At 68.5% G+C, this 15713-nt stretch carries 14 protein-coding genes; 6 read left to right on the top strand and 8 right to left on the bottom strand.

Features of this window, described 5'->3' with window-relative positions; genetic code table 11:
- Positions 1-148: 148 nt before the first annotated feature.
- The 3 genes from OG707_RS26085 to OG707_RS26075 are packed head-to-tail and all read right to left on the bottom strand — an operon-like array spanning position 149 to position 1689.
- A complete protein-coding gene (locus OG707_RS26085) occupies positions 149-559 on the bottom strand; it encodes a DUF6113 family protein (RefSeq protein ID WP_329122371.1) in 411 nt (136 codons plus the stop codon).
- The gene (mshB, locus tag OG707_RS26080) at positions 556-1455 is read right to left on the bottom strand and encodes an N-acetyl-1-D-myo-inositol-2-amino-2-deoxy-alpha-D-glucopyranoside deacetylase (RefSeq protein WP_329122370.1); all 900 of its coding nucleotides are present in this window, start codon (positions 1453-1455) and stop codon (positions 556-558) included. Before mshB ends, OG707_RS26085 begins: the two co-directional genes overlap by 4 nt.
- Positions 1456-1494: 39 nt before the next feature.
- A complete protein-coding gene (locus OG707_RS26075; protein ID WP_206966751.1) occupies positions 1495-1689 on the bottom strand; it encodes a hypothetical protein in 195 nt (64 codons plus the stop codon).
- Positions 1690-1941: 252 nt separating this feature from the next.
- Between OG707_RS26075 and OG707_RS26070 the strand changes: the two genes are divergently transcribed.
- Complete coding sequence (locus tag OG707_RS26070; protein ID WP_329122366.1) at positions 1942-4077, top strand: S9 family peptidase; 2136 nt, start codon at positions 1942-1944, stop codon at positions 4075-4077.
- Between the two features lie 9 nt (positions 4078-4086).
- On the opposite strand, the gene OG707_RS26065 is transcribed toward OG707_RS26070, so the two are convergent.
- A complete protein-coding gene (locus OG707_RS26065) occupies positions 4087-5094 on the bottom strand; it encodes a hypothetical protein (protein ID WP_329122364.1) in 1008 nt (335 codons plus the stop codon).
- A 385-nt stretch (positions 5095-5479) separates the two neighbouring features.
- Between OG707_RS26065 and OG707_RS26060 the strand changes: the two genes are divergently transcribed.
- The 5 genes from OG707_RS26060 (at position 5480) to OG707_RS26040 (ending at position 11679) form a co-directional block, all read left to right on the top strand.
- Positions 5480-6514: an ABC transporter permease gene (locus OG707_RS26060; RefSeq protein WP_329122363.1), complete on the top strand. Its 1035-nt coding sequence runs from the start codon at positions 5480-5482 to the stop codon at positions 6512-6514.
- A 96-nt stretch (positions 6515-6610) separates the two neighbouring features.
- Positions 6611-8389: an ABC transporter substrate-binding protein gene (locus OG707_RS26055; protein ID WP_329122360.1), complete on the top strand. Its 1779-nt coding sequence runs from the start codon at positions 6611-6613 to the stop codon at positions 8387-8389.
- 91 nt (positions 8390-8480) lie between these two features.
- Positions 8481-9458, top strand: coding sequence for an ABC transporter permease (locus OG707_RS26050; protein WP_329122358.1), 978 nt, complete (start codon positions 8481-8483; stop codon positions 9456-9458).
- Between the two features lie 12 nt (positions 9459-9470).
- Positions 9471-10541: an ABC transporter ATP-binding protein gene (locus tag OG707_RS26045; RefSeq protein WP_329122356.1), complete on the top strand. Its 1071-nt coding sequence runs from the start codon at positions 9471-9473 to the stop codon at positions 10539-10541.
- A gap of 19 nt (positions 10542-10560) precedes the next feature.
- The gene (locus tag OG707_RS26040; protein ID WP_329122354.1) at positions 10561-11679 is read left to right on the top strand and encodes an ABC transporter ATP-binding protein; all 1119 of its coding nucleotides are present in this window, start codon (positions 10561-10563) and stop codon (positions 11677-11679) included.
- A 12-nt stretch (positions 11680-11691) separates the two neighbouring features.
- Here OG707_RS26040 and OG707_RS26035 read toward each other — a convergent pair whose 3' ends face one another.
- The 4 genes from OG707_RS26035 to OG707_RS26020 are packed head-to-tail and all read right to left on the bottom strand — an operon-like array spanning position 11692 to position 15616.
- The gene (locus OG707_RS26035; protein WP_329122352.1) at positions 11692-12747 is read right to left on the bottom strand and encodes an ABC transporter ATP-binding protein; all 1056 of its coding nucleotides are present in this window, start codon (positions 12745-12747) and stop codon (positions 11692-11694) included.
- Entirely contained in the window at positions 12740-13717 is a 978-nt protein-coding gene (locus OG707_RS26030) for an ABC transporter ATP-binding protein (protein ID WP_329122350.1), read from the bottom strand. Before OG707_RS26030 ends, OG707_RS26035 begins: the two co-directional genes overlap by 8 nt.
- Before the next feature lie 5 nt (positions 13718-13722).
- Entirely contained in the window at positions 13723-14700 is a 978-nt protein-coding gene (locus OG707_RS26025; RefSeq protein WP_329122348.1) for an ABC transporter permease, read from the bottom strand.
- Complete coding sequence (locus OG707_RS26020; RefSeq protein WP_329122346.1) at positions 14693-15616, bottom strand: ABC transporter permease; 924 nt, start codon at positions 15614-15616, stop codon at positions 14693-14695. Before OG707_RS26020 ends, OG707_RS26025 begins: the two co-directional genes overlap by 8 nt.
- Positions 15617-15713 lie beyond the last annotated feature (97 nt).

The following is a 15713-nucleotide window of genomic DNA, read 5'->3' as shown; positions in this document are numbered from 1 at the left end:
GCCCGTTCTTACAGGTGCGGGAGGCTCGGCGGCGCGCACCACCATACTGGCCGACGCCGGACGGCACCCCCCGCCCATGGGAATGAACCGTTCCGACTGCCCTGGGAAGCGACCGGAAGCGGTCCGTTCCGCCGGGCGAAGCACCACATCACTTCCCAGGTCGGGCAGAACCTCCGGGCGCCTGCGGCAGCTTGGCGAGCGTGGCGCAGATCACAGCGACGATCATCCCTCCGAGCAGGAAGAGATACGAACCGGTGCCGGCGCCGAAGACGAAGTCGCCCTCGGGACGGGTCGCGGTCAGGAACATGACGGAGATCAGCCAGCCCGCGGCGGGCGCCCCGACGCCGAGCGCGCCGCCCATCGCGACCCGGCCGCCGAGGAAGACTCCGGCCGACGCGGCCAGCGCCAGGATCAATCCGCCGGGGAACCAGGCGGGTTGGATCAGCGCACCGGCGACACCGGTCAGCGCGCCGAGGACCGCGAGCCCGAAGTAGGCGCCGATCCGGCCGAAGTTCAGCGGGGCGGCGAGACCGCTGCCGGGCCCCTGCGACGTACTCACGACTGCACTCCTGTGTCGACACCGGCGAAGAGATCCGTCTCGCGCTCGCCCTCCGGCGCCCCGGAGGCCCCGCGCACCAGCTGGTAGTACTCCCGGGCGAAGAGCGGCTGCCCCAGGTCGTTGGAGAGCGCGAAGAACGGCCCGTCCACCGCGACCTGGGTGGCGTGCGCGCGCATCGCGGCCGTCTTCTGCTCGCGGTACGGCTCCCCGTCGATCTCCGCCGTGACCAGCGCGTCGTCCACCACGCCCGGTACATCGCCGATCTCGGCGATCCCCGGGAACTCCGTGCCGGCCTCGCGCAGCCGCGCGAAGCCCTCCTCGGCGACCGGGCGCGGGACCCGGTTCCAGTAGATCTTGGAGATCGTGTGCGGCTCCCCGAGGTCCCGCCGGAAGGCTGTCTCGGCCGCCAGGTCGGCTGCGCGCATGGCGACGCGGTGGGCCTGGATGTGGTCGGGGTGTCCGTAGCCGCCGTCCGGGTCGTACGTCACCAGCACCTGCGGGCGCACGGACCGGACGACCTCGACGAGGTCCGTGGCCGCCTCGTCCACGTCCGTGTTCCAGAACGCGCCGTCGCGGTGGTTCTGTTCGACGCCCATCATCCCGGAGTCGCGGAACCGTCCTGGCCCGCCGAGGAAGCGGTGGTCGGTGACCCCCAGCTCCTTCATCGCGGCGGCCAGTTCACCGATGCGGTGCGGCCCCAGGCAGTCCTCCTGGTCCGGGGCCAGATGGGCGAGTTCGGGCGGGATGACCTCGCCCTCCTCGCCGAGGGTGCAGGTCACCAGGGTGACCAGTGCGCCTTCGGCGGCGTACTTGGCCATGGTGGCGCCGTTGTTGATCGACTCGTCGTCGGGGTGCGCGTGCACCAGAAGCAGACGACGGGCGGGAAGGTCCGTCATACCCGACAGCCTACGAGCCCGCGCGCCCCGACCGGTGCCTCAGAACTTGATGCCGCCGATCATCCCGGCCACGTTGGTGGTCAGCGTGTGGATGGTGGGCGCGATGGAGGAGCTGGCCAGATAGAACCCCAGAAGCACGCAGACGACGGCATGACCACCTTTCAGTCCGGACTTCTTGACCATCAGGAAGACGATGATCGCCAGCAGCACCACCGCCGAGATCGAGAGTGCCATGCGGCGGTTCACCTCCCACGCGTCGAAAAAGGGCAGCACGACTGCAGCCGGTAGCTGCATACCCACCCAGCGCTACGGATCATAACTATCCGTGGCAGCGCATTGATCCGTGCACGGCAGCACGGGGGGCGCATGCGGGCTAGGTCCTGTCCGGCGGATCAGGTCGCTCTTGCCGGGCGTTGAGCCTTTCACTGCGTGCCGGACCGGCGCGACCGCGGCATGATCCGCCGGATAGGGCCTAGGTTCTGAGCCATGCCGACGAACTCGCCGAAGCAGCTCTCCTTCCCGCGCCAGTACGCACGGACCCAGCGCTTCACCCTCGGCGCCCCGCGCGCTTTCACCGTGTCGCCGGACGGGAATCACGTCCTGTTCCTGCGTTCGCCCTCGGGCACCGACCGGGCCGGCGCCCTCTGGTCGCTCGACCTCGAAGGGCCCGCCGAGCGCCTGGTCGCCGACCCGCAGGCACTCCTCGGCGGCGCGGCCGAGGAGCTCTCCGCGCAGGAGCGGGCGCGCCGCGAGCGCAGCCGGGAGGGTTCGGCGGGCATCGTCGGTTACGCGGTTGACGCCGCGGCCTCCCTCGCCGCCTTCGCGCTGTCGGGCCGGCTGTTCACGGCGGAGGTACGGACCGGCGCCACGCGCGAACTCCCCGCCCCCGGGCCGGTGCTCGACCCCCGGCCCTCCCCGGACGGCAGGCTCGTCGCGTACGTGACCCAGGGCGCGCTCCGGGTCGTCGGCGCGGACGGCAGGGACGACAGGGCGCTCGCGGAGCCCGAGGACGCGCATACGACGTACGGGCTCGCGGAGTTCATCGCGGCCGAGGAGATGCAGCGCTCACGCGGCTACTGGTGGGCGCCCGACTCGGCGCGCCTGCTGGTCGCGCGGGCCGACGACAGCGCCGTACAGCGGTGGTGGATCGCCGATCCCGCGCACCCGGACCGCGAGCCCGCCGAGGTCGGCTATCCGGCGGCGGGGACGCCCAACGCGGAGGTGCGGCTCTTCCTGCAGGAGCTCGACGGCGGCCGCACCGAGGTCGTGTGGGACCGGGTCCGCCACCCGTATCTGGCGTCCGTGCACTGGTCGTCGGACGGCGCGCCGCTGCTGCTCGTACAGGCGCGCGACCAGCGCAGCCAGCGTTATCTGGCGGTCGACACGGAGTCCGGCGCCACCCGGACCGTGCACGTGGACGAGGACCCGGTGTGGCTGGATCTCTTCCCCGGGGTGCCCGCCTGGGCGCCGGACGGACGGCTCGTGCGGATCGCGGACGAGGGCGGGGCACGGGTCCTCGCGGTGGGCGACCGGGCGCTGACCGGCGGGCAGTTGCACGTACGGGCCGTGCTGGACATCTCTCAGGGCGATGTCCTGATCTCGGCGTCGGCGGGCGAGGACGCGAAGGCCCCCGAGACCGGTGAGATCCATGTCTACCGGGTCAACGAGCTGGGCGTGGAACGGATTTCACAGGGCGCCGGTGTCCACTCCGCGGTCCGCTCCGGCGGTGTCACGGTCCTCTCCTCGGCCCGGACGGACCGGCCCGGCGCGGCGGTCCGGGTGGAGCGGGACGGCAAGGAGGTCGCCGCGATCGTCTCGTATGCCGAGAAGCCGGCGCTCACCGCCCGGGTGCAGCTCGTCGAGGGGGGCGCACGGAAGATTCCGTGCGCCGTCCTGCTCCCCACCGGCCACCGCGAGTCGGACGGAGTGCTTCCGGTGCTCCTCGACCCGTACGGCGGGCCGCACGGCCAGCGGGTGGTCGCCGCGCACAACCCATACCTCACCTCGCAGTGGTTCGCCGACCAGGGCTTCGCGGTGATCGTCGCCGACGGGCGGGGTGCGCCCGGGCGTTCGCCCGGCTGGGAGAAGGCGATCAGGGACAACTTCGTCCTCACCCTCGACGACCAGATCGACGCCCTGCACGGTCTGGCCGAACAGGGCTTCCCGCTGGACCTCGACCGGGTCGCCATCCGCGGCTGGTCGTACGGCGGTTACCTCGCGGCGCTCGCGGTGCTGCGCCGCCCCGACGTCTTCCACGCGGGGATCGCGGGGGCGCCGGTGACCGACTGGCGGCTGTACGACACCCACTACACCGAGCGCTACCTCGGCGACCCGGCCGCGCAGCCCGACGTGTACGCCGCCAACTCCCTGGTCACCGACGACGGACTCACCGAACCGGCCGACCCCGTACGCCCGTTGATGGTCATCCACGGCCTCGCGGACGACAACGTGGTCGCCGCCCACACTCTGCGGCTCTCCTCGGCGCTGCTGGCGGCGGGCCGTCCGCACGAGGTGCTGCCGCTCAGCGGGGTGACCCATATGACGCCGCAGGAGCAGGTCGCGGAGAACCTGCTCCTGCTCCAAGTGGACTTCCTCAAGCGATCGTTGGGGATGACCCCGTAGACCCCGCAGTCACCAGCCCGGCGGCGGCGAGCTGGGCGGCGGCGGTCCGAAACCGGGCTGCTGCCGCCACGCCGGGGCCTGCCTGATACCGGGCTCGTCGCGCACGCCCCGCCGGGCCAGCACGAGCAGGACCACCACACCGGCCAGGAGATAGAACAGCTGGGTGAGGACGATCAGTTGACTCTCGGTGTTGAGATCACCGAGGCGCGAGAGCAGCTTGTCGCGCAGCGCGACCGACAGGAACAGCCCGCCCATGCCCGCGAGGACGAGGGCCACCACCAGACCCAGCGGCCGTGAGAAGTGGGCACGGACGACGGCCGCGATCGCCGCCACCAGGCCCAGGACCCCGAGCGCCACGTTCAGCCAGCCGACCGGGACGCCGAGCAGCGGCATGTAGATGCCCGACTCGCCGGTGAAGCGATGCCCGTACGCGCTCCAGCTCACGCCGATCACCCGGTCCGCACTCCAGCCCTCCCAGGCCAGCGCCGCACACCCGGCAACTCCCAGGAAAATGAAGGCAGTTATTCCGGCGCCCAGCGACGGCCTCGTCGGCACACGGTCGTCCTCGTCGTACTCACCCGCCAGGCCCCTGCGCCCCGCCGCCGCCACGATCAGCAGGACGAGCGCACCCACCAACGCGGCGAGGGCGCTCCACAACGCCCGGTCGCGCAGATCGTCCACAGACCACGGCCGCGCCCAGCCGGCCCGGGCGACCCAGAGCGAGGGCAGCCGTATCGCCAGGGTGATCACGGCCGCGGCGACCAGCGCCTGGGCGGCCAGTGGTGAGCGGACGGCGGCGACCGCCACGGCGACGTACACGACGACCAGCACGAGGTCGTACAGCGTCGTCGCCAGGAAGATCTGCCCGACCCCGGAGGACCCGGACTCCCAGAACTTCCACAACTGGTTCGGCCCGTCAGCTGTGTTGAGGTCGCGCGCGATCCAGGACGCCGCGATCAGCGCGAGCAGCGCGCAGACGACGGCGCCGGTGATGCGCGCACCACGGGTGAGTACCACGCTCGCGATAATCCACTGCCGCACGGCAGTTGAACAAGGGGCGCACCACCACGCGTGCGATCGGCCGGAGCGACATGGCGCGCCCCGGCCGATCTACGGCACCCGCACGGCCGTACGCTGTTCAGAGTGACGCGTTCGTATATCGGAGTTGCGACAGTCAAGTTGCCTGTGTGTTAACGAATTTGATCCCCATAAATCATCCGATGTCGCCTGCGGTGTTCCTGTGTCAAGCACGTGATCAGGACGATCTGCAAAACCTTCGCTCAAGATGCGCGTGAGCCCCACACCTTTCCTCGCAAAGCTCTTGACTCGCGTAGATATCCATTGCCACAGTCCGCCTCAGCTGCGACGACTGCAGACGAGTTCACACGGCGGGGGCAGAGTGATGACGAGTCCATCTCAGGCTGCGGCAGCCGGAGTTGACGCCCCTTCTCTGGACCCCGGCCTCGCACCCGGCGGGCCCGGCGAAGGTCCGGCAAAACTGGAAGGGCGCTCTCCGGGTCAAATCATGTGGCGCCGGTTCAAACGGGACCGGACGGGCGTCGCGTCCGCCTTCATCGTCATTTTCTTCTTCATCGTGGCGCTCGGCGCACCGCTGATCTCGAAGATGTACGGAAAGAATCCGACCACCACCTACGGCCTCGACCAGCCCGGGCTGCTCAATCAGTTCGGTTATCCGATCAAGGCCAACGGCGGCATCGACAGCGATTTCTGGTTCGGCATCGAACCGACCCTGGGCCGCGATGTGTTCATGCAGCTGGTCTACGGAATCCGGACCTCCCTGCTCATCGCCGTCGCGGCCACGATCCTCTGCGTCGGCACGGGAATCCTGATCGGCGTCACGGCCGGCTATCTGGGCGGCAGGGCCGACTACTTCCTCGGCCGGTTCATCGATCTGCTGCTCGCCTTCCCCGCCCAGCTCTCCTTCGTGGCCTTCACCCCGGTCGTGTACTCGCTCTTCGTGAGTCCCGACAAGGAGACACCGACCTATCTGCGCGTGGTCACACTGATCGTGGTCCTGTGGATCCTCGGCTGGATGGGCCTGGCCCGCCTGCTGCGCGGACAGGTGCTCAGCCTGCGCGAGCGGGAGTTCGTCGAGGCGGCCAGGGTCACCGGGGCGTCGCCGTGGCGGATCATCCGCCAGGAGCTGATCCCCAATCTGTGGACGCCGATCCTCATCCAGTCGACGCTGATGCTCCCGTCGTTCGTGACGATCGAGGCCGGTCTCTCCTTCATCGGCGTCGGCATCCTCGAACCGACGCCCGACTGGGGCCGGATGTTCGCCAACGGCGCCCAGTACTACGTCAGCGACCTCACCTATCTGTTCTTCCCGGGCATCGCCATGATCGTTTTCGTGGTCGCGTTCAACCTGCTCGGGGATTCGGTCCGGGACGCGTTCGACCCCAGGACCAAGCACTAGGCACCACGCACCAACCGCACGGATCAGTACGGATCAGCACGTCACATCAGGGCAACGATGGACAGGCAGGTGCAACATTTCATGAGGACAACCGTGATGAGCAGAGTACGGCTGGGTGCCGTCGCTCTTGCGGCGGGGGCACTGGTGCTCACCGGCTGCAGCAGCGGAGGCGGAGGCGGGGGCAGCGACAACAACTCGGCCCCGGCCAAGGACAAGAACAAGGCGGAGAACTACTCCCTCGGCACCGCGGCGGACTCCACCGGTCCCGCCGCCGAGGTCCCCGGCGCCAAGAAGGGCGGCGCGATCACCGTTCTCCAGCGCGACGCCTTCAACCACCTGGACCCGGGCCAGATCTACTACTCCGACGTCCTCACCGTCCAGATGCTCTACAACCGCAGCCTCACCTCCTACAAGGTGGCCCAGGACGGCACGGTCAAGGTCGTCGGCGACCTCGCCACCGACACCGGCACGTCCTCCGACGGTGGCAAGACCTGGAAGTACACGCTCAAGGACGGCCTGAAGTTCGAGGACGGCACGGACATCACCTCGGCGGACGTGCGCTGGGGCATCGAGCGGCTCTACGCGCCCTTCGAGACCGACGGCCCGCTGTACATCCCGCAGTGGCTCTCCGGCGAGGGCAACGAGTTCCGCAAGGCCCTGCCGAACGGTCCGTACGACGGCAAGCACCTGCCCGACTCGGTGCTCTCGACGCCCGACGCGAAGACCGTCATCTTCCACTTCAAGAAGCCGCACGCGGACGCCCCGTACGCGGTCGCGATGCCCAACGTCGGTGCCGTGAAGGCGTCGAAGGACACCAAGCAGAAGTACGACAACGCGCCCTTCTCGTCCGGCCCCTACAAGGTCGGCAAGTACAACGTCGGCAGGTCGCTGACGCTGGTGAAGAACCCCAACTGGGACCCGAAGACGGACCCGATCCGCCACCAGTACGTCGACACCTTCAACATCGACTTCGGCCATCAGCTGGACGACTCCACCCGCCGGCTCCTCGCCGACCAGGGCGCGGACAAGAACGCCATCTCGTTCTCGAACGCGGTGGCCCCCGAGCTGACGCAGAAGGTGCTCTCGGACACCACCGCCAAGGCGCGCAGCTTCGTGGAGATCCAGCCCTACGTCGACTACATCAGCTTCAACATGTCGCGGCTGAAGGACGTCAACGTCCGCAAGGCGCTCGCCTACGCGATGCCCAACGGCCAGATCCTGCAGCAGAACGGCGGCGCCACCGGCGGTGACATCGCCACCAACCTGCTCTCCCCCTCGCTCGCGGGGTGGAAGGCATCGGACCCGTTCGGCAAGAAGACGCACCCCTCGGGTGACCCTGCCAAGGCCAAGGAGATCCTGACCAAGGCCGGCAAGCTCAACACCGAGATCGTCTACGGCTACCCGAACACGGACGTCCAGCAGAAGGTCTCCGTGGTCGTCACCCAGGCGCTCGAGCGGGCCGGCTTCAAGGTCCAGAAGAAGGAGGTCGACTCCAACGTCTGGCGTACGGCCATCGCCGAGGTGGGCAACAAGTTCGACATCTACCGCACCTCGTGGGGCGCCGACTGGCCGGTCGCTTCCACGGTCGTGCCGCTGCTGTACGACGGCCGCATCATCGCCGACGGCGGCTCGAACTACGCCCACATCGACGTCCCGGGGGTCAACTCCGAGATCGACCGGGTCAACGCAGTGCCCGACGTGAAGACCGCCGCCCCCGAGTGGATGACGCTCGCGGACAAGATCTTCACCGAGGACGTCCCCGGCGTTCCGACCTTCTACAACAAGCTGTACTCGGTATGGGGTTCGAACGTCGGAGGGGTCAAGTACCACTCCGTGTACGGCACGGTCGACCCGACCGGTGTGTACGTGAAGTAGCACTGCCGCGTCCGCTGCCGCCGCCCGCACAGGGCGGCGGCAGCGGTCCCCTCTCCGAACCGCCGGCCTTCACGGGAAGAACCGCGACACCATGCTTCGATTCCTGGCACGCCGCTCGCTCGGCGCACTCGTCATCATCCTGCTGATCAGCGCGATCACGTTCTTCCTGTTCTTCGCGATCCCCTCGCAGCCCGCGCTGATGTCCTGCGGCAAGAACTGCACCCCCGGTGCGATCGCCCTCATCAACAAGAACCTGGGTCTCGACCAGCCCATCCCGGTCCAGTACTGGCACTACATGACCGGCATCTTCATGGGCCGCGACTTCTCCGTGGGCCACTGCCCGGCGCCCTGCCTCGGCTACTCCTTCTCCAACCAGCAGCCGGTCTGGGGCACCATCGTCGACCGCTTCCCGACGACGCTCTCGCTCACCCTGGGCGGCGCGTTCGTCTTCCTGGTCGTCGGCGTCGGCATCGGCATGATCGCCGCCGCCCGCCGCGGCACGTACATCGACAAGGTCTTCAGCTCGCTGTCCCTGATCGGCAACTCGCTGCAGATCTACTTCGTCGGAACGCTCGCCCTGGCCTTTTTCGTCAGCGGGATCGGCCTCCTCGACGAACCGGCGTACTACCCCTTCACCGAGAACCCCGGCAAGTGGTTCATGGGCATGCTGCTGCCCTGGCTGGTGCTCTCCATCATCTTCATCGCCAACTACAGCCGTATGACGCGCTCGCAGATGATCGAGCAGCTGGAGGAGGAGCACGTCCGCACGGCCCGCGCGAAGGGCATGACCCGCTCGACGGTCTTCTTCCGGTACGCCTGGCGCGGTGCGCTGGCGCCGATCGTCACCATCTTCGGCATCGACCTGGGCAGCCTCTTCGGCGGCGCCATCATCACCGAGTTCACCTTCAACCTGCACGGTCTGGGCCGCCTGGCGGTCTCCTCGGTGAGCGAGACCGATCTGCCCACGCTGATGGGCGTGATGCTCATCGGCTGTACGGCGATCGTGGTCGCCAACATCCTCGTCGACGCCGCCTACGCCTATATCGACCCGCGCGTACGCCTTTCCTAGGAGCCAGCCCACGTGACCACCCTGACCAAACCGGAGGGCACTCCGGCGCCGCCTTGCGCAGGCTCCGCCTTTCTCTCCGTACGCGATCTGTACGTCCGCTTCTCGACCGAGGACGGCACCGTCAAGGCCGTCGACGGGCTCTCCTTCGACCTCGAGCGCGGCAAGACGCTCGGCATCGTCGGCGAGTCGGGATCCGGCAAGTCGGTCACCAACCTCTCCGTGCTCGGCCTGCACGACCCGCGCCACACGGAGACCCGCGGCGAAATCATCCTGGACGGACAGGAGATGACCGGTGCGGGCGAGCGCACCCTGGAGAAGCTGCGCGGCAACAAGGTCGCGATGATCTTCCAGGACTCGCTGACCGCGCTCTCGCCGTACTACACGATCGGCCGCCAGATCTCCGAGCCGTACCGCAAGCACCGCGGCGTCTCCAAGAAGGAGGCCTGGGACCGGGCGGTGGAGATGCTCGGCAAGGTCGGCATCCCCAACCCGCGGCTGCGGGCGGACGACTACCCCCACCAGTTCTCCGGCGGAATGCGCCAGCGCGCGATGATCGCGATGTCGCTGGTCTGCAACCCGGAACTGCTCATCGCGGACGAGCCGACGACCGCCCTGGACGTCACGGTCCAGGCGCAGATCCTCGACCTGCTCTCCGATCTGCAGCAGGAGTTCGGCTCGGCGATCATCCTGATCACCCACGACCTGGGGGTGGTCGCCAATGTCGCGGACGACCTCCTGGTGATGTACGCGGGCCGTGCGGTGGAGCGCGGTTCCGTACGGGAAGTCCTCCGCGCCCCCCAACACCCGTACACCTGGGGCCTGCTGGGCTCCATGCCCCGCCTGAGCTCGGACGTGAACGAGCCCCTCACCCCGATCCCCGGCACCCCGCCCAGCCTCCTCGCCCCTCCGCCCGGCTGCGCCTTCCACCCGCGCTGCACCTTCAAGTCCGAGGTGGGCGGCGGCCGTTGCGAGAACGAACGCCCCGAGATCCCGGCCGGGCGAGGTTCCGCCTGCCACCTCACCCCCGACCAGAAGCAGTCCGTCTTCATCGAACAGATCAAGCCCCGTCTGGGCCTGGCCTAGGTCTTAGGAGCGACACGACATGGCTCAAGAGGCCACCATCCCGGCCCCCCGGGACCAGGCGACCGCCTCCCGCGAGGTCCTGCTCACCGCCGAGGGGCTGACGAAGCACTTCCCGATCATGGGCGGCTTCCCCATCAAGCGGCGGGTGGGCGCGGTCCAGGCGGTGGACGGCATCGACCTGCACATCTTCGAGGGCGAGAGCTTCGGCCTGGTGGGCGAGTCGGGCTGCGGCAAGTCGACCACGGGCCGGCTGCTGACCCGCCTGCTGGAGCCGACGGCCGGCAAGCTCGCCTACAGGGGTCAGGACATCACCCACGCGGGCCGCAAAGAGCTGGCACCGATCCGCTCCCAGATCCAGATGATCTTCCAGGACCCGTACTCCTCGCTCAACCCGCGCCAGACGGTCGGCAAGATCATCTCGGGCCCGATGGAGATCAACAACATCAACCCGGCCGGCGGCCGCGAGGCCCGCGTCCGTGAGCTCCTGGAGATCGTCGGCCTCAACCCCGAGCACTACAACCGCTTCCCGCACGAGTTCTCCGGCGGTCAGCGCCAACGCGTAGGCGTGGCAAGGGCGTTGGCCCTCGAACCCAAGCTCATCATCGCCGACGAGCCCGTCTCGGCCCTGGACGTCTCCATCCAGGCCCAGGTGGTCAACCTGCTCCAGGAGCTGCAGCGCGAGCTGAACATCGCGTTCCTGTTCATCGCCCACGACCTGGCGGTGGTACGCCACTTCTCGCACCGCGTGGCCGTCATGTACCTCGGCAAGATCGTGGAAGTCGGCGACCGCGACGCGATCTACCACCAGCCCCGCCACCCCTACACCCACGCCCTGCTCTCCGCGGTCCCCGAGGCCGCACTCAGCGACGACCCCGAGGACGGCCGCCGCGAACGCATCCGCCTCGCGGGCGACGTCCCCTCCCCCGTCAACCCGCCCTCGGGCTGCCGCTTCCGTACGCGCTGCTGGAAGGCCCAGGACAAGTGCGCCACGGAGGAGCCCCCGCTGGTCCGGATCTCCGGCAACCGCACCGACCACCTCACGGCCTGCCACTTCCCCGAGGACCCCACCACAGACGCGGCGGACCGGGCGGAGGACATCGTCCTCGACCCGGCCCTGCGCGACCTGGAGACCGACTAGCCGGCTAGCCGGCTAGCCGACCGAGTCGGCGCTGCTGTCGGGCGGCGGCGGCACCACGACCCGCTCCTCCGCGAAGTGGCAGGCGGAGTCGTGCTGCGCCGGCCCGTCCTTCAGCCGGAACACCGCCGGCACCGCAAGCTCGGGAACCTCCAGCGTGCAGCGCTCCTGTGCCTTCCAGCAGCGGGTGCGGAAGCGGCAGCCGGACGGCGGGTTGGCCGGCGAGGGCACATCGCCGGCCAGGATGATCCGGTCGCGGCGCTCCCGCGCCTCGGGGTCCGGTACGGGGACCGCCGAGAGCAGCGCCTGGGTGTAGGGGTGCGTCGGGTGGTCGTAGATCTGCTCGTCGGTCCCGATCTCCGCCATCCGCCCCAGATACATCACCCCGACGCGGTCGGAGATGTGCCGCACGATGGACAGGTCGTGCGCGATGAAGACGTAGCTCAGATTGAACTCGGTCTGCAGCTTGTCCAGCAGGTTCACCACCTGCGCCTGCACCGACACGTCCAGCGCCGAGACCGGCTCGTCGGCCACGATGATCTCGGGCTGCAGCGCGAGCCCGCGCGCGATGCCGATGCGCTGGCGCTGACCGCCGGAGAACTGGTGCGGATAGCGGTTGATGTACTCCGGGTTGAGCCCGACGACGTCCAGCAGATCCTGGACCTTCTTGCGCCGGTCGCCCTTGGGCGCCACCTCGGGGTGGATCTCGTACGGCTCCCCGATGATGTCGCCGACCGTCATCCGCGGATTCAGCGAGGTGTACGGGTCCTGGAACACCATCTGGATGTTGCGCCGTACGGCCTTCAGCGCTCGCCCGGACATCGTGGTGATGTCCTCGCCCTTGTACTTGATCTGCCCGGCGGTGGGCCGCTCCAGGTTGACCAGCATCTTGGCGACGGTGGACTTCCCGCACCCCGACTCCCCCACGATGCCGAGCGTCTCGCCGGCCGCGAGGTCGAAGGAGATCCCGTCGACGGCCTTCACGGCCCCGACCTGCTTCTTGAACAGAATCCCCTGGGTGAGCGGGTAGTGCTTGACGAGGTCGCGGACCTCCAGGATCGCCTCAGGCATCGAGCGTCTCCTTCCAGAAGTGGCAGGCGCTCTGGCGGGTCTCGGACACCTTGGCCAGCGGGGGTACGTCGCTGCGGCACACGTCCTGCGCCATCGGGCAGCGGGGGTTGAAGGCACAGCCCGGCGGGATGTGCAGCAGGTTCGGCGGCAGGCCCTTGATCGCGTACAGCTCCTGGCCCTTCTGGTCCAGACGCGGGATCGAGTTGAGCAGACCCTTGGTGTACGGGTGGGCCGGAGCCTTGTAGATCTCGTGCACCGGCGCCGTCTCGACGATCCGCCCCGCGTACATCACCGCGATCTTGTCGGCGACGTCCGCGACGACCCCGAGGTCGTGGGTGATCAGGATGAGCCCCATGTTGAGCTCGCGCTGCAGCTCCGCGAGCAGATCCATCACCTGCGCCTGCACCGTCACGTCGAGCGCGGTGGTCGGCTCGTCGGCGATGATCAGCGAGGGCTCCAGGGCGAGCGCCATCGCGATCATGATGCGCTGGCGCATACCGCCGGAGAACTGGTGCGGATACTGCCCGACGCGCTCCTTGGCGGCCGGAATGCGTACCCGGTCCATCAGCTCGACGGCCTTGGCCTTGGCGTCCTTGCGGGACAACCCCTTGTGGACGACGAACAGTTCACCGATCTGCTCGCCCACGCTCAGTACGGGATTGAGCGAGGACAGCGCGTCCTGGAAGATCATGGCCATCTCCTGGCCGCGGACCTTCCGCCGCTCCTCCTCCTTGAGCTTCAGCAGATCGCGGTCCTTGAAGATGATCTCGCCACTGCTGATCTTGCCGGGCGGCATGTCGAGAATGCCCATGACCGCCTGCGCGGTCACCGACTTCCCGGACCCCGACTCACCGAGCACGGCGAGCGTCTCGCCCTCGGCCACCGAGTAGTTGACCCCGTTGACCGCCTTGGCCACACCGTCGCGGGTGTGGAACTCCACGTGCAGATCGCGCACTTCGAGCAACGACATGGGCGCTACCTCAGTTTGGGGTCGAGGGCGTCGCGCACCGCGTCGCCGAGCATGATGAACGCGAGCACGGTGAGGGCCAGGGCACCAGCCGGATAGAGCAGCATGTGCGGGGCGTTGCGGACGTTCTGCGACGCCGCCGAGATGTCGATGCCCCAGCTCACGGTCGGAGGCTTCAGACCGACGCCGAGGTACGACAGCGTCGCCTCGAGGGAGATGAACGTACCCAGGGCGATGGTGGCGACCACGATGACCGGCGCGATGGCGTTGGGGGCCACGTGACGCAGCATCATCCGCGAGTTGCTGGCGCCGAGCGCCCGCGCCGCCTGCACGAAGTCGTTCTGCTTGACGGTGATCACCGAACCGCGGGCGATACGGGAGATCTGCGGCCAGCCCAGCAGCACCATGAAGCCGACCACCGGCCAGACCGTGCTGCTCGTGACGACCGAGAGGAGCACCAGACCGCCGAGCACCACGGGGATGGCGAAGAAGATGTCCGCGACACGGGAGAGGATCGCGTCCCAGAACCCGCCGAAGAACCCGGCCAGACCGCCGAGGAGGCTGCCCAGGAGCGCGACACCGAGGGTGGCGCACACGCCGACGGTGATGGAGGCCCGCGCGCCGTAGACGACCCGTGTGTAGACGTCGCGCCCCTGGGTGTCGTACCCGAAGGGATGGCCGGGTGACGACCCCTGCTGGGCCTTGGAGAGGTCGGCCTTCAGCGGGTTGCCGCTCGCGATGAGCGAGGGCCAGATCGAGATGATCACGAGGAAGAGGATGACGAGCGCGGAGATGATGAAGACCGGGCTGCGCCGCAGGTCGCGCCACGCGTCACCCCACAGGCTGCGCGGGGCGTCGGCGGGGCCCTGACCGTCCGAGGGGCCGGGTCCGCCGCTGAGGTCCATGGCCTCGCTCGCGGCGAGGTCCATCGCGCCGCCGGCACCGGTCGCCGCGATCGCTCCCTGATTCTCCTGGGGTTCAGGCATAACGGATCCTGGGGTCGAGGACGGAGTAGAGGAGGTCGACGAGCAGGTTCGCCACCAGGAAGACCAGGACCAGGATGGTGGCGAAGCCGACCACCGTCTGGGTGTTCTGCCGCAGGATGCCCTGGTAGAGCTGGTAACCCACGCCGTGGATGTTGAAGATGCGCTCGGTGACGATCGCACCGCCCATGAGCGCACCGATGTCGGTACCGATGAACGTCACCACGGGGATCAGCGAGTTCCGCAGCAGATGCCGGGTGATGACGCGGCGCCGGGGCAGGCCCTTGGCGACGGCCGTACGGATGTAGTCGGCGCGGGCGTTCTCGGCGATCGAGGTGCGGGTCAGCCGGGTCACGTAGGCCAGGGAGACCGAGGCGAGCACGATCCCGGGCAGGATCAGCTCGTTGAACGGAGCGTCCGAGGACACCGTGGGCGACACCCATCCCCACTTGATGCCGAGGAGGAACTGCAGCACATATCCCGTCACGAACGTCGGGATCGCGATCACGACGAGGGTGATCATCAGTACCGAGGTGTCCACCGCGCGGCCCTTGCGGAGGCCGGAGAACACACCGAGCGTGATGCCGACGATGATCTCGAACAGGATCGCCACGATCGTGAGGCGGACGGTGACGGGGTACGAACTGGCGAGGAGCTCGGTGACCGGCTGCCCGTTGAACGCGGTGCCGAAGTCGCCGGTGAAGACGTTCCCCATGTAGGTGAGGTATTGCTGCCAGACGGGCTTGTCGAGCCCGAACTCCTTCTCCAGCTGAGCGGCGGTCGCCGGGTCGCACGCCTTGTCTCCGCAGAGACCGGCGATCGGATCGCCCATCACGTTGACCATGAGGAACAGCAGCAGCGTCGCCCCGATGAACACCGGGATCATCTGTAGCAGCCGCCGGATCACATACCGACCCACGTCTCCTCCGTCGCTCGGAAGTCAGATTCCCAATAGAACCCAACTGGACAAGTTACGCATCTCAGGATGTCTATCAATCAACCGACGCGAATCGATT

The sequence above is a fragment of the Streptomyces sp. NBC_01465 genome (genome assembly GCF_036227325.1).
Lineage (GTDB): Bacteria > Actinomycetota > Actinomycetes > Streptomycetales > Streptomycetaceae > Streptomyces.
The sequence above is the reverse complement of the archived record's forward strand: the minus strand, read 5'-3'. Positions and strand labels throughout refer to the sequence as shown.